At 42.2% G+C, this 19,916-nt stretch carries 16 protein-coding genes; 13 read left to right on the top strand and 3 right to left on the bottom strand.

The window, feature by feature from the left end:
- The first annotated feature begins 47 nt into the window (after positions 1-47).
- Positions 48-1,424: a hypothetical protein gene (locus JRG66_RS15125; protein WP_265163593.1), complete on the top strand. Its 1,377-nt coding sequence runs from the start codon at positions 48-50 to the stop codon at positions 1,422-1,424.
- Between the two features lie 355 nt (positions 1,425-1,779).
- Positions 1,780-2,523 carry an energy transducer TonB gene (locus JRG66_RS15120; protein ID WP_265163592.1) on the top strand — a complete coding sequence of 248 codons (744 nt, stop codon included), beginning with the start codon at positions 1,780-1,782 and terminating at the stop codon, positions 2,521-2,523.
- Positions 2,524-2,632: 109 nt separating this feature from the next.
- Here the strand turns inward: JRG66_RS15120 and asnB are convergent, their stop codons facing one another.
- Both asnB and JRG66_RS15110 read right to left on the bottom strand, forming a co-directional pair.
- Positions 2,633-4,324: an asparagine synthase B gene (gene asnB, locus JRG66_RS15115; RefSeq protein ID WP_265163591.1), complete on the bottom strand. Its 1,692-nt coding sequence runs from the start codon at positions 4,322-4,324 to the stop codon at positions 2,633-2,635.
- Positions 4,325-4,515: 191 nt separating this feature from the next.
- The gene (locus JRG66_RS15110) at positions 4,516-5,502 is read right to left on the bottom strand and encodes a GlxA family transcriptional regulator (protein ID WP_265163590.1); all 987 of its coding nucleotides are present in this window, start codon (positions 5,500-5,502) and stop codon (positions 4,516-4,518) included.
- A gap of 157 nt (positions 5,503-5,659) precedes the next feature.
- Here JRG66_RS15110 and JRG66_RS15105 point away from each other — a divergent pair, with 157 nt between their 5' ends.
- The 5 genes from JRG66_RS15105 to JRG66_RS15080 all read left to right on the top strand — a co-directional run bounded on the left by JRG66_RS15105 (position 5,660) and on the right by JRG66_RS15080 (position 10,213).
- Positions 5,660-6,031, top strand: coding sequence for a nuclear transport factor 2 family protein (locus JRG66_RS15105; protein WP_265163589.1), 372 nt, complete (start codon positions 5,660-5,662; stop codon positions 6,029-6,031).
- Positions 6,028-6,948 carry a VOC family protein gene (locus JRG66_RS15100; RefSeq protein WP_265163588.1) on the top strand — a complete coding sequence of 307 codons (921 nt, stop codon included), beginning with the start codon at positions 6,028-6,030 and terminating at the stop codon, positions 6,946-6,948. The genes JRG66_RS15105 and JRG66_RS15100 overlap by 4 nt, the downstream gene beginning before the upstream one ends.
- A 61-nt stretch (positions 6,949-7,009) precedes the next feature.
- Positions 7,010-7,870: an SRPBCC domain-containing protein gene (locus tag JRG66_RS15615; RefSeq protein WP_307726298.1), complete on the top strand. Its 861-nt coding sequence runs from the start codon at positions 7,010-7,012 to the stop codon at positions 7,868-7,870.
- A gap of 146 nt (positions 7,871-8,016) precedes the next feature.
- Positions 8,017-8,550 carry a DUF4494 domain-containing protein gene (locus JRG66_RS15085; RefSeq protein ID WP_265163587.1) on the top strand — a complete coding sequence of 178 codons (534 nt, stop codon included), beginning with the start codon at positions 8,017-8,019 and terminating at the stop codon, positions 8,548-8,550.
- 187 nt (positions 8,551-8,737) lie between these two features.
- On the top strand, positions 8,738-10,213 hold the full coding sequence (locus tag JRG66_RS15080) for an exonuclease domain-containing protein (protein ID WP_265163586.1): 1,476 nt from the start codon (positions 8,738-8,740) through the stop codon (positions 10,211-10,213).
- Between the two features lie 145 nt (positions 10,214-10,358).
- Here the strand turns inward: JRG66_RS15080 and JRG66_RS15075 are convergent, their stop codons facing one another.
- Positions 10,359-11,831: a glycosyltransferase family 2 protein gene (locus JRG66_RS15075; protein ID WP_265163585.1), complete on the bottom strand. Its 1,473-nt coding sequence runs from the start codon at positions 11,829-11,831 to the stop codon at positions 10,359-10,361.
- Between the two features lie 38 nt (positions 11,832-11,869).
- On the opposite strand from JRG66_RS15075, the gene JRG66_RS15070 reads away from it, so the two are divergent.
- The 6 genes from JRG66_RS15070 (at position 11,870) to JRG66_RS15045 (ending at position 19,878) form a co-directional block, all read left to right on the top strand.
- Positions 11,870-12,046, top strand: coding sequence for a hypothetical protein (locus JRG66_RS15070; RefSeq protein ID WP_265163584.1), 177 nt, complete (start codon positions 11,870-11,872; stop codon positions 12,044-12,046).
- Positions 12,047-12,720: 674 nt separating this feature from the next.
- The gene (locus JRG66_RS15065) at positions 12,721-14,061 is read left to right on the top strand and encodes a TolC family protein (RefSeq protein ID WP_265163583.1); all 1,341 of its coding nucleotides are present in this window, start codon (positions 12,721-12,723) and stop codon (positions 14,059-14,061) included.
- Position 14,062: 1 nt separating this feature from the next.
- Positions 14,063-15,118: an efflux RND transporter periplasmic adaptor subunit gene (locus JRG66_RS15060; RefSeq protein WP_265163582.1), complete on the top strand. Its 1,056-nt coding sequence runs from the start codon at positions 14,063-14,065 to the stop codon at positions 15,116-15,118.
- Positions 15,119-15,124: 6 nt separating this feature from the next.
- Positions 15,125-18,283 (top strand): efflux RND transporter permease subunit, encoded by a 3,159-nt coding sequence (locus tag JRG66_RS15055; RefSeq protein ID WP_265163581.1) that lies wholly within the window; start codon positions 15,125-15,127, stop codon positions 18,281-18,283.
- 110 nt (positions 18,284-18,393) lie between these two features.
- Entirely contained in the window at positions 18,394-19,002 is a 609-nt protein-coding gene (locus tag JRG66_RS15050) for a TetR/AcrR family transcriptional regulator (RefSeq protein ID WP_265163580.1), read from the top strand.
- Between the two features lie 18 nt (positions 19,003-19,020).
- Positions 19,021-19,878: a phospholipase A gene (locus tag JRG66_RS15045; RefSeq protein ID WP_265163579.1), complete on the top strand. Its 858-nt coding sequence runs from the start codon at positions 19,021-19,023 to the stop codon at positions 19,876-19,878.
- Positions 19,879-19,916 lie beyond the last annotated feature (38 nt).

Below are 19,916 nucleotides of genomic sequence, written 5' to 3'. Positions count from 1 at the left end.
ATGTCAGGCCTATTATTATCTTTAACAAACTTTTAATAATTATTTCAGTGAAATCAATTTTTACTTTTTGCTTTCTCCTGGTCTTTTCCATTTTATCTGCAACTCCCAAACCTCTTACTGAGGAGTTGGTGATTCGGCTTCAGGAGGATGAGAAACTTATAGGAACATTTTCAGGAGACATAGATCAGCAGACATCTTTGCACCTGCTGGTGACAAAGAATAAGCAAGACGACCAATACCTGGTCAAAACCTACTTCATAGATGCCAATAAAAATATATCGGCTTTAGAAAACGCTGTGTTTCCGGAAAAACCTTCGGTAATCTCCTATCATTTAAAGGATGAAGTGCTTACGTTACTACTTCAGCAGGGAAAAAAGAAAGAAGAAAAACTCGAGATACTTGAATTTAGTACTGTTAATGGCGGTTTAAAGCGATTTTCCGTAGAAAACTTTGAAGAACCCTATCTTATTATGAGGGGCAGTGAAAAAACTTTTTTACTGAATAAAAAGGATGAGGAAATAGAGATCATCAGCATTACAGGAGCCCTGGAACCTGAGAAAGCTATACTGGACTTTTCAGGAATAAACCGGGATACAGCTGAAAAATTTTTTAAGAAAAAACCTGAAGGTATCAACACTGCCGAATTTGTAGCGCAGGGTTCTATTAATCCCTCTAAGCTGTATTATACCCACGAAAAACTGGTTTTTGATTATAAATCTGAAAAGGAGTACTTCATTCTTAGTGTGGAGCCTGATACCGGAGAACAGGAAATTTTTAAAGCAGATTTTAGTGATCTTGACAAGGTAAAGGAGGTAAACACTTATATTTATGAAAACAAGGCTTTCCTATTTATGAATAACAGGGAAGATATAATTTTAAGAATTTACGACATAGAGAGCCAAAAATTACTGAGAGAAGTGAAGCTGCGGGAAGAGTTCTCTGCAAATGAAGATCTAAAAAAGCTGATCACAAAAAGTTCCAGGAAAAATTTTAGTCTTACTGCTACTGTAAATACAGGGATAGAAAATACTTTATTGGTTAACCTGGGCGCAGTTCCTACTTATGAATATTTTTATATGTATAACTGGTGGTGGCAGCATACCATGTTTCACAACATGATGATGCAGCAAATATCGATACCAAAGCCACAACTGCCTTTTGGACCAAATACTGCGCAAGACAATGACCTTTACTACTATTCGGCTCCCAGGGCGGTTCAGCTGGTAATGGATAAGGATTTAAAGTTTTTGAAAAATTCGGCTGGCACACCTGTACGCCCGCAATTCGACAAGGACAAATACCTCGATATTTTCAGAAATAATGAAATGCTGAAAGAAGAGACCATCTCTTTTACTACAGGTTCGGTGAGGGCCATTTACTTTTCTGAAAGTACCAAATCCATTCACATCAAGATCTTTGATTAAGTCGGAAATTTTACGATGAAATAAATTCCAAACTTATATTCTTACCTTCTAAAAAAACCTGACGGGAGTCGGGTTTTTTTTTGTGGTGTTTCTTTCCCTTTGCTGCCAATTTGTTCCAGCTGTATGATAAATATCATTCTTTAAGCCTTAAAGAGTGGGTATCTTTAATGTGCTGGTTAAGAAAAGGTTTAAGAAGGAATGATGAGGACCAGCTGCAGTTCTCCTTTTAATAATCCGGAAAAAAATCATTCCCGGAAATTTAAAAAAAGAAGAATGAGCGCCTTCCAAAAGTGAGTTCCAGGGGAGAGATCCTCTTGATATAATGGTTTAGTAATTAATATCTAAATCTACTGTTATGCAAGTCAAAAAGAACCCAAAGGCAGATCTTGGAAAAAGGAGCATAATATTTTTTCAGGTGGGACTTATTGTAATGCTCAGCCTAACTTATTTTGGTTTGGAATGGAAATTCTACGGCAGCGAAGATGTAGACCTTCAGGAAGTACAGGTCACAGATTTTGAGCAGGAAGACATTCCAATCACCCAGCTAAACACCCCGCCGCCACCGCCACCTCCACCGCCGCCACCAATGCCCGAGGTGATAGAAGTTGTTGAAGACAAGATGGAGGTTGAGGAAACAGAGATACGCTCTACCGAAACCAGCCAGGAAGATAAGATAGAGAAGATCATTGAGGTAGAAGAAGTGGCCTATGAAGAGGAGGAAGAAGAGATTGAAAAAGTACCTTTTATGGTCGTGCAGCAAATTCCCACCTATCCGGGTTGTGAGGGCATCAAAAATAAAGACGAACAGAAAAAATGTATGTCTCAAAAGATCGATGCCCATGTGAGAAAGCATTTCAACGTAAGGATAAGTGAAGAACTGGGGCTTACCGGGATGAACAGGATCTATGTGGTCTTTAAGATCAATGAAAAAGGAGACGTGGCCGACATTAGGGCGCGTGGCCCTAATAAAAGGCTGGAAGAAGAAGCAGCCCGTGTAGTAAGGCTGTTGCCAAAGATGATTCCCGGCAAGCAAAGAGAAAAACCGGTTGCTGTAGAATATTCACTGCCTATCATGTACGAAGTACGAGAGCAAATTTAAATTCTTTATAGTATGATGCAAAAAAGAACCCCTTCGAGGTTTTCAGCTCGAAGGGGTTTGAGTTATCCAAAAATGGCATTTAACAGCAGTATTATTTCCTCAAAAATGGCTAAATGGCTGCATTTTTTTCCTCTTTTTTGTAGGCATCCGAATGTACATTGGCAACAGCCCTTCCCGATGGATCGTTCAAATTCCTGAATGATTCATCCCATTCTAAAGCTGTGGGTGTACTACAGGCTACCGATGGTACAGAAGGTACAGATAGTGCAGCGGCATCACTGGGAAAATGTTCGGTGAATATGGAACGGTAAAAGAACTCTTCTTTACTTTTTGGAGGTTGAACCGGAAACCTGAAATGCGCATTCTTTAGTTGCTCATCGCTTACCTGGCTGTTTACCATTTCCTTGAGTGTATCTATCCAGCTGTAACCCACGCCGTCTGAGAATTGTTCTTTTTGTCGCCAGGCCACACTCTGCGGCAGGTATTCTTCAAAGGCCTTTCTAAGCACCCATTTTTCCATGCGCTCACCGTTTATCATTTTGTCCTTTGGATTAATGCGCATGGCCACGTCCATAAACTCCTTGTCCAGGAAAGGCACCCTGCCTTCAATGCCCCAGGCACAAAGAGATTTATTTGCTCTAAGGCAATCGTACTGGTGAAGTTTATCGAGTTTTCTCACAGTCTCCTCGTGGAATTCCTTAGCATTTGGAGCTTTATGGAAGTACAAATACCCTCCAAAGATCTCGTCGGCACCTTCCCCCGAAAGCACCATTTTAATTCCCATGGCCTTAATGGCACGCGCCATCAAATACATGGGCGTAGAGGCCCGTATGGTGGTCACATCATAAGTTTCAAGCTGGTAAACCACATCTCTAATGGCATCAATGCCTTCCTGGATGGTAAATTTTATTTCGTGGTGTACCGTGTCTAGGTGTTCTGCGACTTTTTTGGCGGCAGCAAGGTCGGGCGAACCTTCAAGACCAATGGCAAAGGAGTGAAGCCGCGGCCACCAGGCAGCATCGGTATCGTCACTTTCAATTCTTTTATCTGAATATTTTTTTGCTAATGCCGAAGTTATGGATGAATCCAGCCCGCCCGAAAGTAAAACCCCATAAGGCACATCACTCATCAATTGCCGGTGTACCGCATCTTCAAGGGCTTTTTTAAGTTCAGCAATACTGGTTTCATTCTCTTTCACATTCTCATAATCCATCCAGTCCCTTTGATACCAGCGTTGAAAACCTTCCTCTTCACTCGACAGATAATGCCCGGGAGGGAAAAGTTCTATTTTGGTGCAATGACCTTCAAGTGCCTTGAGTTCTGAAGCCACGTAAAATGTTCCGTTAGGATCCCAGCCAATGTAGAGAGGAATGATCCCCATATGATCTCTGGCAATCAAATATTCATCCCTCTGGGCATCGTAAACTGCAAAACCAAAGATCCCGTTCATTTCATCGAGGAACTTTGGACCTTTTTCCCTGTAAAGTGGAAGGATTACCTCACAGTCAGATTCCGTCTGGAAATTATACCTTCCTTCAAATTGCCTGCGCAGGTCCCGGTGATTATAGATTTCACCATTGGCCGCGAGAATAAGGTTTTTATCTTCACTCAATAAAGGCTGTTTTCCCGAAGTAGGGTCAACAATAGCAAGCCGTTCATGGGCCAAAATAGCCTTTTCATTACTGTAAATCCCACTCCAGTCTGGCCCCCGGTGCCGCAGGCATTTTGCCATACTCAACAGGCGGGGTCTTAAAGATTCAGAAGGTTCTTTTAATTCGAAAGCACATACAATTCCACACACAATAATCTAATTTTAAATTTGTATACGATGAGTCACAAATATCTAATAAAAATTTATCAAGACTAACTATTATGCGATTATTTTTGCTTGTTTTAGTTAAAATTATTGCTGAAAAATCAGTATTTATGGAGGTTGCACTGTCAAAAATGGTATTTAAAAGGGAACTTTTGAAGGTGTTATGGGCCCATACGTTACACACGCCCCGGTGCCTCCCTGTATTTGTTCCGGTACTGTAAAGGGGAAATTCCCGTGATCTTCTTAAAGGTGTTTCTAAATGATTTTTCGTCGGAATATCCAATCCCGTACATGACCTCATTTACGTTATCCCGGGAATTCTCCAGGCTTCGTTTGGCAGCTTCAACCTTAACCCGTTGTATATAGGTGGTAATGGTGTTGTGGGTTGCTTTTTTAAACCGTCGTTCCAGGCTTCTCCGGCTTAGGGCAAATTTCTTGGCCAGTTCCTCCACCTGTATCTTCTCTTCAAAGTTTTTCTCAATATAATCCTGGGCTTTTTGTACCAATTCATCGTCGTGAGCTTTTTGTCCCTGGAACATGATAAAGGGAGACTGGCTGGCTTTATCTATATCTATCATAAAAGTCTTGGCGGTCAAAATTGCAATTTCCCGACCACCGAATTTCTCCACTAAATACAACAACAGGTTTAGATAGGAATAAGCGCCCCCACTGGTGTAAATTCCATTGTCCTCGGTCATGATCTTATCGTCTACCAGGTTTACCTGGGGAAACATTTTTCTGAAGCCATCTGCATGTATCCAATGTGTGGAACACTGCCTGCCGTCTAAAAGCCCTGTGGAAGCAAGAAAAAAGGCTGCAATGCAAAAGCTCGCAATCTCGGCTCCCTTTTCATGCTGTTGCTGCAACCAGGGTACAAAATCGCGGTTGTTGGAATAAGCAACTTCAGGGGCATCGTGTACCGCCGGAATTATTATAAGGTCGGTTTTGGATATATCGGCAATAAATTTTTCCGGATGGACGCTAAACAGGCCGTTGGTTTGATTTGTGGGATTGGATAATCCCACCAGTTCTATTTTAAACAGGGCAGGTTTCCCTTTTTCAAGAAGAAAGGAATTCACCTGATTAAGGATTTGGTGTGTTCCTACAATGTTGACCAGGCTGGTGTGGCCTTTCGGGATTAAAATTGACACATGCTTAGGCATAAGCTTCAGGGATTAAGTAAGTTATAAATTTACCTAAAAACTTTAAAAGTATCATTTACATAATATTGCCGCATTTCCCCCTACAAGTTGACGTAAATCCCCCTGAGCTTCCTGCCTGGTTTGAGCTAGTTTTACTTAGAACAAAAATTCAGAAGTTATGAGAGAAAGAGAAGAATTCATTAGAGGTTTTAATGAGGCTTTTGCAAAAAACGACCTGGATTTCATTCTTGACAGTATGACCGAGGATATTGAATGGAATCTTGTGGGGGAAGAGATCACAAAAGGTAAAGCTGCTGTGAAGGAATTCATGAAACCCATGGAAAAAGTAGAAACCCTGGAAATGGAACTGGATAAAATTATAAACGGGGAGCATACGGCAGCGGCTTACGGCAGGATGAAGATCAAAGAATCTTCGGGAGAGGTCAAAAGTTTTGGATTTGCAGATTTTTATGAATTAGAAGGAAAAACTAATCCCAAGATCTCAAAAATGACCTCTTTTGTGGTGAAAGAAAAAGATAACCGGTCATGAAAAAGCGAGAACAGAAGATCATCCCAAACCTGTGGTTTGATACAGAGGCCGGGGAAGCTGTAAAGTTTTATACATCCCTTTTTAAAGATTCAAAGATCCACTCCCAAACCCAATATTCTGAAGCGGGACAGGAGATCCACCAAAAAGAACCCGGTTCGGTTATGACCGTAGCTTTTGAGCTGGAAGGTTATCAATTGCTCGCATTGAATGGAGGCCCACCTTTTAAGTTCAACCCTTCAATTTCGCTTTTTGTAGTATGTGATAATGAAGAGGAAATAAACCGGCTCTGGAATGCCCTTTTTGAAGGGGGAGAAGTTTTGTTACCTCTTGATTCCTATGACTGGAGTGAGCGGTATGGCTGGCTGCAGGATCGCTATGGGCTCAACTGGCAGTTAATGCTTAAAGACAGGGAATACCATCCGGAACAAAAGATCTGTCCCTTGCTTTTCTTTACCGGCGCCCGTCATAAAAAGGCAGAAGAAGCGGTGAAATTCTATACTTCGGTATTTGAAAATTCGGCGATTGAAGGAATTCAGAAGTATGAAAAAGACGACAACAATAATTATGCTTTGGGTGGGGTGAAGCACGCACAGTTTCAGCTTTTTGAAGAAACTTTTATGGCGATGGATAGCGGGATGGAAAATGATTTTCCTTTTAATGAAGCTATTTCCTTCATCATTCAGTGTAAAGATCAGCAGGAGATCGATAGGTACTGGGAGTTGTTGACAAAAGGAGGGGATCCACAGGCGCAGCAGTGTGGCTGGCTAAAGGATAAATTCGGTATTTCCTGGCAGGTTGTACCCTACGGAATGGAAAAGCTGCTGAATGACCCCGATAGGCAAAAAGTAAAACGAGCTATGGAAGCCATGATGAAAATGAAAAAGATAGAGGTTCATCAATTAACAATGAACAATTAGCAATAATCAATAATCAATAATCAATACACAATAACTAACACCAAACAACGAACAGAGAGACATGAAACGAAAACAGTATGAGACTATAATAGAAGCTCCCTGCGAAAGGGTTTGGGAAGTTCTGTGGAATGAGAAAAGCTACAGAGAATGGGCCTCTGCTTTTGCTGAAGGTTCCAAAGTTGAAAGCAACTGGGAAGAAGGTGGAAAAATCCTCTTTCTGAATGCTGAAAACGAAGGAATGATTGCCCGGATACAGGAGAAAAAGAAACCTGAAAAAATGGCTTTTACCCACCTGGGAATGGTGGACAAAACCGGGAATGAAGATTTTGACGGTCCACTGGTCAAGGCCTGGAGTGGGGCAGAAGAGATTTATATCCTGGAGGAGAGCGGGGAGAAGACCCGCCTTCGCGTAACAATGGACATGGATGAAGGGCATGAGGAGTATTTCGATAATGCATGGCCTAAAGCTTTTGAAAAGCTGAAGGACCTGGCATTTTCTCAAAAGCAGGAAAGCACTATCATCACTGTAAGTACAGCAGTGAATGCACCTGTAGAGAAGGTTTGGAAATACTGGACAGAACCCCAGCATATTACACAATGGAATTTTGCAAGTCCCGACTGGCATTCGCCTTCAGCCGAGAACGATCTAAAGGAGCAGGGAAAATTCTCCTATAGAATGGAAGCCAAAGATGGAACTCACGGTTTCGATTTTAAAGGAACATATGACAGAGTGGAACCTCAAAAGCAAATCTTTTATACCATGGATGACGGCAGAAAAGCGCAGGTGCATTTTAAGAAGCAAGGGAATGCCACATTGTTAGAAGAAACTTTTGAAATTGAGAGCTCCCATTCGGCTGAAATGCAAAAGGAGGGTTGGCAGGCAATCCTGAATAACTTTAAAGCTCATGTGGAAAAAAATTAGTAGTACTGGTTTTTCTTTGAAAGACTTGTACGAAAAAGGCTCATTTTTCACCTAAAAAATAAAATTCAAATTGTGAATATCTCTTGCGAGATTTCTTCCTGAAGGCCTGCTTAAAATGATATTTTTGGCAGTCTAAAAAATGAATTATGAGCGTTATTTGGTATGAATGTAAGGTGAAATACAGAAAAACACATGAAACAGGAGAGCAGAAGGTAACCACCGATACCTATTTGCTAGATGCGGTGTCATACACAGAAGCCGAATCTAGGATCACCGAAGAGATGAAAGCTTTCACCAATGAAGATTTCAGGATCATGAATATTAAGGTGGCTAATTTCTCAGAGGTTCATCCATTCGAAAATTCCGATCGCTGGTTCAAATCCAAAGTATCCCTGGTGGCACTGGATGAAGAAAGCGGGAAGGAAAGAAAAACGAATATTTATCTGCTGGTACAGGCCAATGATATTAAAGAGGCTTTTGAAAATACCACTACCGCAATGGCCGATACTATGGGAGATTACACCATTCCTGCCATTACCGAATCTCCAATTCTTGATGTTTTCCCGTATTTTACAGGCGAGGAGGAGCAACTGGAGAAATTTGGAGTGGTTGAGACTTTAAATACTTCGGAAGAAGAAAAAGTAGAGGAAGAAGTTTCAGAAGAGACAGAAACAGCCTGATTTCAGGATTGATTCTTTTCAAAAATGGCAAAAAACACTTCCGCTTTCGGAGGTGTTTTTTGTTTCCGAAGTGATCTGGTCGCCAGATTGACTTCAGAAAGTGCTGTTTTAAATGGATTTTTTCCATTCAAATGGATTTTTTCCTACAATTTTAAAATTAATTGCTACTTTTACTTTTTTGAAATTCATGAAAGAGCAGTTATTTGCAGTTATTGATGTAGAAACAACCGGAGGCGGAATTAATGGCAACCGCCTTACTGAAATTTGTGTCGTCCTGCTTCGCGGAGATAAGGTAATAGACAGGTTTACCAGCCTTATCAATCCCGAAAAAGACATTCCGCGGCACATTACAGGCTTAACCGGAATAGACAATTCAATGGTGGCCGGTGCACCAAAGTTTCATGAGGTAGCAAAAAAAATAGAAGAAATTACGCGCGATGCCATTTTTGTGGCTCACAATGTCAACTTTGATTACAACGTGATCAGGAATGAATTCAGGGAGCTGGGATTCGACTATTCACGCCGCAAATTATGTACGGTTCGCCTCTCCCGGAAGCTCATTCCGGGAATGTTTTCTTACAGCCTTGGCAGATTATGTGATTCCATAAATATTCCCATTTCTAACCGGCACCGTGCCGAAGGGGATACCGATGCCACAGTAATCTTATTTCAACGCCTGCTGTCGCTGGATGAGGATTTTAAGGTAATCAATTCTTTTTTGCACCCGCGTTCGCGGCAGGCCACATTGCCGCCCCACCTCGACGCCGAAGAAATTCACAGCCTGCCCGAAAGCCCTGGGATCTATTTGTTCAGGGACCGGCAGCAAAAGGTGATCTATGCCGGGAAAGCCATCGATATTAAGAAAAGGGTGATCTCGCATTTTTATGACCGCATGAGCAAGGAATATGAACTGGGGCAGGAGACTTACTCTATAGATTACGAGACTACCGGCAATGAACTCATGGCTTTACTTTTGGAAGCAGAATGCATAAGGAAATACTATCCAAAATTCAACCGGGCGCAAAAAAGGCCCGGGCCGGTATTTCAAATTGTAAGCTACACCAACCAGCGGGGCATTTTGCAGCTGGCACTGGAAAAGACAAGTAAACAGAGGGAATCTATAGGTACCTTTTACAGCAGGGCCCTGGCGCAGGAGAAACTCGAATATTTGTGCAGGGAATTTAAGCTGTGCCCAAAATATTGCAGCCTGCAGGCCAATGTTGAGCAATGTGGCCATTACGAGATAGAGCGCTGTGAAGGTATTTGCACCGGGCAGGAGGAGGTTGAAATTTACAATGATAAGGTAACGGCAGCTATTGCTTCGCTTACCGAAGAATCATCAACTTTTGTGATACGGGAAAAAGGAAGGCATTTTGACGAGGAGGCTTTTATCCTGGTAAGAGCCGGGAAATATCAGGGCTACGGATTTATAGATGCCGAAACTTCCATTAGCGGCCCCGATGATCTCGAACTTTTTTTAAAACGGCAGCCGGCGACCTATCACACCAATAAAATTTTAAGTAATTATCTTCGGAAGCAGGGAAAACCCAATGTGATCTTCTTTAAAACTTCTGAAGAAGCTTCAGAAGTAAAGAACATGGCACGCGTGAGGAAAAATTCAATGCTAATGGCCACTCATGGTACGCTTTCTCTGTTTGAATAACCGAAAAAAAGATCAGGTGCAAATTTGCCATTTTTGGCACTTTAGTAAAAGCAGGTACTTTTTGAAGAGATCATAAAAAACTAAAAGTTACCGAATTGCTTCAGTAACTTTTAGAATTTGGGAGGCTAAGTGTTAACCTCAGTGCTTAAGCGGCTTGTTTTTTAACCGGTAACTCGCGGGTGAGCCAGCCTCTCCTGTTGGCAGTAGCCATGGCGTAAGGAGTGATCCAAAACAACCCGAAAGTATAGAAAATACTGTATGAATACGCCCAAAAAGCTTCAGCAATATTGTATTTTTTAGCGTAAAAGAAAGCTGGCAGGCTTGAGAAAATCAAGATACTCAACAGCGTGGAGCTAATGAACAGTACAGGGTGCATTACCAACAATACGACCATGAGAAGGAAAAGCGGGTAGGCGGTTAACATGTGCATCCATTGATTGATGAGCAAAAGTCGGGTGCCCAGTCTTGAACCATTCCGGAAAGGTTTAAAAGCAAACCTTGTCATCATAAGGTTTTCACGCACATTACTTCTTTCCCACCTGGTGAACATTTTATGCAGGCTGCTGAATTTTTCAGGAATATTGGTGAGCACATAAGCATTACGCTGAAAAAGGACGTGGTATCCCTGTTTTAAGATCATGTTGGTCATGGCCCTGTCTTCACCAATATCTGTAGGCTGGCCCATGAATTTTTGGTTGATCCACTCGGGCAGGCAGTTCATTACTGCTTTGCTGCGATAGGCCGCAAGAGCCCCCGGGGTACATAAAACCGAACCCAGCACACTCTGTGCCGACCTGATGAACTCAAAACTGAACACAAAGCTCACATTCAGCATACGCGGAATAATGGCTTTTTTATTGTTGAGAACCCGTACATTTCCTGCTACTGCCCCGCAATCTTTGTTGGTGACAAAAGGCGATACCAGGTTGCGAAGCGTATCTTTCTCGACTATAGAATCACTGTCTACGGTAATAAATACCTCGCCGGTAGCCAGGTTGAATCCGCGGTAGAGGGCATGTCTTTTTCCCTGGTTATTTGGTTGTTGGTAAATATCAACCCTATCTCCCAGCAGCTCTTTAGCTTTCTGCATCCAGTGCCAGGTGTCGTCTTTACTTCCATCGTCAATGGCGATAAGCTGAAGTTTTTCTTCAGGATACTGGCTGTTGGTCAGGCTAACCAGGGTGTCATAAACCTGCCTTCCTTCATTATAAGCCGGAACAATTACCGTACAGGTGGGGAGTTCTTCATCGGTGACTGAGTTTACAGGTTTATACCGAAAAAATAAGCTGCTCACATAGGCCAGGAATCCAAGCCTGAAAAGCAATAGGAAACCAGATACGAAAACAATGATCATCCCGCCAATGGTGTTCATCCTTCCCAGATTCATTTCCTCAAACTGTGGCTGAAGGAGATATACCGAAAGGGCCCCACCCAGCAGCAGTAAAAAAGTACCAGCCAGCGTGAACAGGTGCCTTTTGGTGAAGGTAGCTTTGAGGTAATTGTCGGGTACCTGTTCTTTTTCAGGTTGTGCCCGGTTTTCTTCTTGTTTAGTATCCTTAACCACTTCAAGTTTTCTTACGGAAGTGGCTGGTGATAAATTTAGGTCTTTAGAAATCATATTATATGTTGTGCTTTATTTCTTTTTAAAATTCTCTTTTGACTTTTGAAAAGTGGGATTTTCACCCGGAAAAGAAAGTACCAATACATATACCAATCCTAAACAGGTGGGAATCAGGCGGCGTTAAAGTGGAAATTGTGGAATTTGTGGGGTGGCAGGGGAGAAAAGCTGTGGATTTGCTCCACAGTTATTCAGGAAAAAGGATAAAGCAGTGATGTCCATAAGAGAAACGGACTGCTGAATTCTTAAAATTAATGGTTGAAATCATCCTTTTTGGAGGAGGAACGAAAGAAAAAAACCCCGGCTCAAATGCCGGGGTTCTTTGTGTCAAACTTTTTAAGCTGAGTAGTGGTGTCATAGGTATCATTAAATGTCCTTTCCCCCCAGAACAACATTTAATAAACCGAAATCAATCAGCTTTTTTACACCATTTCCACGAACTCAGTAAATTATTTGATAAAGCTAATATATAGAAGATTAAGCATCCGTGAAATACCTACTTGTAGGTATTTTGGTAATTATTTACCGAGTAACATGTTAAATATCTGAATGTTAACATTTCGTGATGTCATTAGAAGTGAAAGGTGCCCATTAGCTGGAGGTATTACCCGTCTTCAGGATTAACTTCCAAAAATGGCATTTTTGAGGGGTGATTTTCTGAAGGTATTTGCGCATGATGAAATGTTAGCCTTAAGTTATCATGTAATATGGCCTTCAGATAAATTCTGCATTAAAAGTCACTGTTCAAAAAAGCTATTTTCAGATCACAACTTTCCAAGCGCTTCAAATTCAGTTAAATAAACTATGAAACTTTTTTTGTTTTTTAGTTTATTTTGGCCTTATCTTTGCTTCGCTTTACACGGTTAAAGAAATTAAAAACAAGAGTGAAATGAAGAAATTACTATTAGGCTTGCTGTTTACTACCGGCTTCGCCTTTGCTCAAGATCCTGTGGAACTGGATCTAAATGAGGCTGTTAGCTACGCCCTTGAGCATAAAGCTGAAGCTGAAAAAGCACGGTTAGATATAAAAAGTGCCGATGCAAAGATTGCCGAGGTAAGAGCCAGTGCATTGCCAAACATTTCGGCAAGTGCAAACACCACTTATAATCCCCTTTTACAGGAGAACGTTTTGCCGGGAGAGATCTTTGGAATGCCGGGCGAAGACATTGCGGTTGCTTTTGGAAAAGAATGGACCTCAAATGCCACTGCCCAGTTAACGCAAACCCTTTTTAACCAGCAGGTATTTACTGGTCTAAAAGCGGCAAAATCTACCAAAGAGTTTTATCAGCTTAATGCTCAACTCACAAATGAAGAGATCATAGAGCGGGTAGCAAATGCTTACTATCAGGTATACCAGGCACAGCAAATGCTGGAAAACTTACAAAGCAACCTGGAGCTTACAGAACAAACTGTAAAAATTGTTCAGGGGTTGTTTGAAAATGGCCTTGCCAAGAAAATTGATTATGACCGCAGCAAAGTAGCACTAAATAACCTGCTTGCCAGCAGGCAACAGGTTTTGAATTCGGTAGCCCTTAGTGAAAACGCTTTAAAATTCATGATAGGAATGCCCATTGGGCAGGAAATAAGCCTGCCGGAGCGAACTTTTGATCCTGTTATCTTGCCTCAAACTAACGTTCAGACCACCGAACGCACCGAAGTGCAGCTTTTAAATAAACAACTTGAACTGCTTAACTGGCAGAAAAAAGCCAGTATTGCTGAGTATTATCCTTCGCTTGCATTAGTGGCCAACTACGGATGGCTGGGACAGGGTGATGTTTTTCCTGTTGGAAATGGAGAAGATAAAGGTGTCTACTGGTCCGATCTTTCGGCTGTAGGGGTTAATCTTAGTATTCCCATCTTTAATGGGGGGGCAACCAGGTCAAGGGTAAAACAGAACCAGATTGAGATTGAGAAAGCCCGTGAAGACCTTGAAGACACCAAACTGGCCATGGAACTGGCCCATGCCAATGCATTGGCACAATTAGAGAATAACCTGCTTACCATTCAAACCCAGGAGGAGAACGTTGAGCTGGCCCGTGAGGTATTTGAAGATACGCAAAACAACTATGGGCTTGGTCTTGCCAGTCTTAATGACATGCTTGACGCCGAAAGAGATTTAGCTGAAGCAAAGAATAACCTAACCAATGCACGCCTTGACTACAAACTTGCCGAAGTGCAGTTATTGAGATCACAGGGACAACTTGATACACTTACCAATAATACCTTATAAAATGAAAAAGAAAACCATTATAACAATAATAGCACTTGCAGGAGTTGCTGTAGCTTTCTTTCTGATCCTTCAGAACAACAAAAGCAAAAACGAAGCAGAATTAGAGATTGTAGCACAAAAGAACACCGAGGTTTCAGTAAGAACCGCAACTGTTAAAAAGGAAAGCCTTAGCGGGCAATTCACTGTAAACGGTACTTTTGAGCCTGAAACCCGCGCGAATATTTCCGCAGAAATGGGCGGTCAAATTGTTGAGATCTACGTGGAAGAAGGAAGCGAAGTGAAGCAAGGACAGGTAGTAGCTAAACTTTCGGGAGATAAGATAAACGTGAACGTCAATAATGCCAAGGCAAATCTTGATAACGCCCAATCTACCCTTAGCCGGTATGAGGCGGCTTTTCAAACCGGGGGTGTAACTGCCGTTCAGCTTGACCAGGCACGCCTGCAGGTAGAAAATGCCAAAGCCCAATATAAATCGGCTCAACTCAGCTCGGGCGATACCAATGTGCGTTCAAAAGTGAGCGGAATTGTAAACAAGAAGATGGTAGAAGAAGGAATGGTTGTGGGCGCCGGTACTCCAATCATCGAGGTGGTAAATATCTCTTCGCTTGAACTTAGGGTAGAAGTTGATGAAGCTCTGGTGAGCCGTATCAAAATGGGTGACACGGTGAATGTAGTGCCTAGCGTAACCAAAGACACCATCAAAGGCAAAATTAGTTTTATAGCTCCTGCTTCAAACGGAGCCCTTAAATTTCCTGTAGAAATCACCGTTGACAATGAGAAGGGGCAAAGAAAAGCAGGCATGTATGCTACTGCGGTTTTTAACGAAGCAGGAAATGACAATGTACTTACTATTCCAAGAGAAGCCTTTGTGGGTAGTGTAAGCGATAACAAGGTTTTTGTGGTAGAGAACGGAACTGCAAAACTCAAGGAGATCCAGACAGGTCTCAACTACGGAGATAAAGTTCAGGTTACTGCCGGACTCAATGAAGGAGACGTAGTGGTGACCAGCGGACAAATCAACCTTACCGACAATACTGCGGTAAACATTATAAAATAAGAGAACATGAAATTAGCAGAAGTTTCTATTAAAAGGCCCAGCCTGGTGATTGTAATGCTTGCATTACTTATCATAGGAGGACTTTTTAGCTATAGTCAGCTCAATTATGAATTGATCCCAAAATTTGAAGTGAAGGTGGTGACCGTGATGACCGTCTACCCTGGGGCATCGCCGGCCGAGGTGGAGAACACGGTTTCACGAAAGATAGAAGACGCGGTGTCTTCCCTTGAGAACATCAAGAAGATCCAGACCAAATCTTTTGAAAGCTTGTCGGTAGTTACCATTCAGTTTAACAACGATGCCGATGTAGACTTTCTACTCAATGAAGCCCAGCGTAAAATTAACTCCATTAGGTCTGACCTGCCAGAGGATATAGACGAGCCATCGCTCTCCCAGTTCTCACTTTCAGACTTACCCGTGGTAAGCCTGGGGGTTACAGGTAACCTTTCAGAAAATGAGCTTTATGAGTTGATAGATCAAAAGATCGAACCCGCTTTTTCAAGACTTTCGGGGGTAGCACAGGTGAACGTTGTTGGGGGCCAGGAAAGAGAGATTAGGGTGAATATTGACCCGAACAAACTTGAAGGTTACGGTCTTACCGTACCACAGGTACAGCAAATCATTACAGCTTCAAACCTCGACTTTCCTACAGGAAACCTTACTACACGGGAGAATACCACGCTTATCAGGCTTTCAGGAAAAATCCAGTCGGTTGATGAGCTTAGAAACCTAGTGATTGCTTCACAAAATGGCCAGAACATTCGCTTAACAGATGTTGCTGAAGTTCAGGACACTCAAAAAGAAACAGAGAAAATTGCCAGGATTAACCGTCAAAGTACCATTTTACTGCAGGTTCAGAAGCAAACAGATGCCAACGCGGTAACTGTAAGTGAACTTGTTCAGGAAAAAATGGCCGAATTAGAGCAACAGTATGCAGATCAGGGCATAGAGCTTACCATGGCCAATGACACCTCTACCTTTACCCTTGCAGCGGCCAATTCGGTAATCAAAGACCTTTTGATAGCGGTAGGCCTTGTGGCATTTGTAATGCTTTTCTTCCTGCACAGTTACAGGAATGCACTTATCGTAATGGTTGCCATTCCCACTTCGCTTATCGCTACCTTTATTGGGATGTTCCTATTAGGGTACAGTTTGAACCTTATGAGTTTGCTTGCACTTTCTTTGGTGGTAGGTATCCTGGTAGATGATGCGATTGTGGTAATTGAGAACATTCACCGCCACATGGAGATGGGCAAGAACAAAGTACGTGCGGCTTATGATGGGGCCAAAGAGATAGGGTTTACAGTAACTGCAATCACCCTGGTAATTGTGGTGGTATTCCTTCCCATTGCGCTTAGTACTGGGCTTGTGGCCAACATTATTGCACAGTTTTGTGTAACGGTTATTATTGCCACCTTGCTGTCGTTACTGGTATCATTTACCGTAGTGCCGTGGCTTTTCTCCAGATATGGAAAACTGGAGCTCATTAGCGGCGATTCTTTCTTCGGAAAGATCATCCACCAGTTTGAGAAGGGGCTTACCTGGTTTACCGAAGAAGTCACCAAGATCCTTAACTGGTCACTGGATAACAAAGTCAAAACTTTTGTTATAGTGTTTGTACTGTTTGTGAGCTCTATTGCTTTAGTGGGAATGGGATATATCGGGTCAGATTTCTTCCCGAGGACCGATAGAGGTGAGTTCCTTGTTCAGCTTGAAATAAACAAGGATGCTTCTATAGAGGAGACCAATTTCATTACCCAAAAAGCAGAAAACTATCTTTCACAGTTGCCTGAAGTAGAGCGTATGATCACTACTGTTGGGCAGTCAAGCAGTGGAGGTATGGGTGGGGCCCAGGCCACTAACTACAAATCTGAGATCAACGTTACCCTGGTAGATAAATCTGAAAGAGATGAGAAAACAAACGTCTACGCGGCTAAACTGACCCGTGCTTTAGAGCAGGAGCTGGTTGGGGCCAAGGTAACTACCGTACCTGTAGGTATAGTTGGGGCTGAAGAGGCTCCATTGCAAATGACAGTTACCGGAAACTCTTTTGAAGATGCCATCACCTATGCTGAAGCTGCTGAAGAAATTCTTCGGAATATAGACGGGGCTACAGAAGTTGAACTAAGTGTTGAAGAAGGTAACCCTGAAATTTCAGTAAATGTAGACCGTGATAAAATGGCATCTCTCGGGCTTAACGTGGCTATGGTGGGACAAACCCTGCGTACTGCCTTCAGCGGAAATACCGATAATAAGTTCCGTACCGGAAGCACCGAGTATGACATTAACATCATTTTTGATGAAGCTTCAAGAAACAATATTGAAGATGTAAAAAATATTCAGTTTATAAATAACCAGGGGCAAAGGATCAACCTTTCCCAGTTTGCAGATATTACTTATGAATCTGGCCCTTCTTTGCTGGAGCGTTATGACCGTTCACCTTCTGTGACCGTTAAGGCCCAAACCGTGGGTAGAACTACAGGTGCCGTAGCCCAGGAATGGGAAGAGAAACTGGCCAGCATAGAACAGCCTAAAGGGGTAGACTGGACCTGGGGAGGAAACATGGAAAACCAGAGTGAAGGTTTTGGAACCCTGGGTATTGCACTTTTAGCCGCAATTATGCTGGTGTACATGATCATGGTGGTGTTGTATGATGACTTTGTGAAACCGTTTATCGTGTTGTTCTCCATTCCGCTTTCGTTTATCGGGGCTTTATGGGCACTTGCACTCACCAATAACAGTTTGAACATCTTTACCATTCTGGGGATCATCATGCTTATTGGACTGGTTGCCAAAAATGCCATTCTGTTAGTAGATTTTGCCAACCACAGGCTGGCGCACGGTGAGAAGATCCGCGATGCACTCATCCAGGCGAACCATGCCCGTTTACGGCCAATCCTAATGACAACCATTGCCATGGTGTTCGGGATGTTGCCAATTGCCCTGGCATCGGGTGCAGCGGCCGAAATGAGTAACGGTCTGGCCATCGTGATCATTGGAGGACTTTTATCTTCCCTGTTCCTTACGCTGGTAATTGTACCGGTGGTGTTCATGATCTTTGTAAGGTTAGAAGAGAAGTTTACCAGCAACGAGAATAAGAATTATGAAGAATTGATGGTAGCCGATTATGAGCACATCGATCCTAAACATGAACTGGAGTTCTAAAAATGGCAAAAACCGACCGCATTTTTTGCGGTCAGTTTTTGCTTTGTCCTTCGGCTTTTAATTTAGAATTTTAGAAGGAAAAACTCATAAATAATGAAAAGCAGGAAATAATGGAAAAGGATATTGAATTTTTAGAGAAGGTTTCAGAGCTTTTTCTTGAAAATGGTGCAAAATCTGTCACCATGGACGATATAGCCAGCGAACTTAAGATCTCCAAGAAGACACTGTATCAAATGTACAGGAACAAAGAAGCCCTTCTTGAAGAAGTACTGGTCTATAAACTGGAAATAGTGATCTCCAAAATGCGCAACCTGGATGAGACTGTTGAAAATGCCGTAGAAAGGATGTTTGCCAGAGATGAGGGTATGATTAAGGCATCAAGAACAAACAATTCCCTTATGTTGCGGCAGCTTATCAAGTATTACCCGCAGATCTTTAACAAGCACATGCTCTATTTTTCTGAAAAGCTTTCAGAAATCCTTATTCACAACATTGAAAGGGGCAGGAAGCAGGGGCTCTACAGAGAAGACTTTGATGCCGATTTATATTCAAAGCTCTTCTTCCAGTTAATTATGACTTATGACAATTCTCCCTTTTTAGATACTACCCATATCTCAAGGGAAAGGTATCACCAGGAAACTTTAAGCCTTTACATGAATGCCATTACAACTGAAAAAGGAAAAGAGGTACTGAAGAAAATGAAAGGCAGCTTCTGTTAAGTGGCAAAAAACCAGAGTATGCAAAAAAATATATTTAACCGGCTTCAAATTTGTTTTGCTGTCTTCTTCTTTTTGACATTTTACAATACTTCTCAGGCACAGCGGGTAACCAGGGAGCAGTTAAAAGATACGGTGTTACCTTCTTTTTCGGCTTATCGCGATAATTATTTTATTACGGGAATACCCCTGCAGAATGAGATTTCAAAGACCACGGCAGATGCAAAGTACCAGATAAGTTTTAAGCAGTTAATTACCCGGCACACGCTTCCGTTTCAAACCCAGTTGTTTTTGACCTATACACAAAAATCTTTCTGGAATATCTATGAATTCTCCAGTCCTTTTCAGGATGTGAATTTTAATCCGGGGATTGGGCTGGCTTCAGGTATTTATAACAGGAACGATGAGTTGACGGGAATTGCCGAATTAAAACTGGAACACGAATCTAACGGCCGGGAAGGTGAAGCTTCAAGAAGTTGGAATAGTGTCATCCTGGCTTACAACGCCCGTGTCAATAATAAAACCATTTTGAGCCTTAGGGGGTGGCTCCCTTTTAGCTACAGTGATAACCGTGACCTCATTGATTATATAGGATATGGGGAACTCAATTTATCTTATGATTTGGCTCCAAAATGGAACCTGGAAATTTCTGCCCGTAAAGGTGCCCAATGGGACTGGAAAGGGAATTTGCGATCGAGGGTCTTCTACAGGATCTCCAAAAGCACCAACCAGCACATCATGTTAGAGTGGTATGTAGGTAATGCCGAAAGTTTGATTGATTACCAGGAATATGAAAATATGATTAGAGTTGGATATGCCATAAAATCACCCGACTTAAACCTGCTTAGAGGCAAGAAGACCAAACCTATTTCTGAGTAATACTGAAGCCGGACGATATAATAACTTTTTAGCGCTTT

The organism is Salinimicrobium tongyeongense, from assembly GCF_026109735.1.
GTDB classification, from domain to species: domain Bacteria; phylum Bacteroidota; class Bacteroidia; order Flavobacteriales; family Flavobacteriaceae; genus Salinimicrobium; species Salinimicrobium tongyeongense.
Note: the sequence above shows the minus strand (reverse complement) of the source record. Positions and strands in the feature narration are given on the sequence as shown.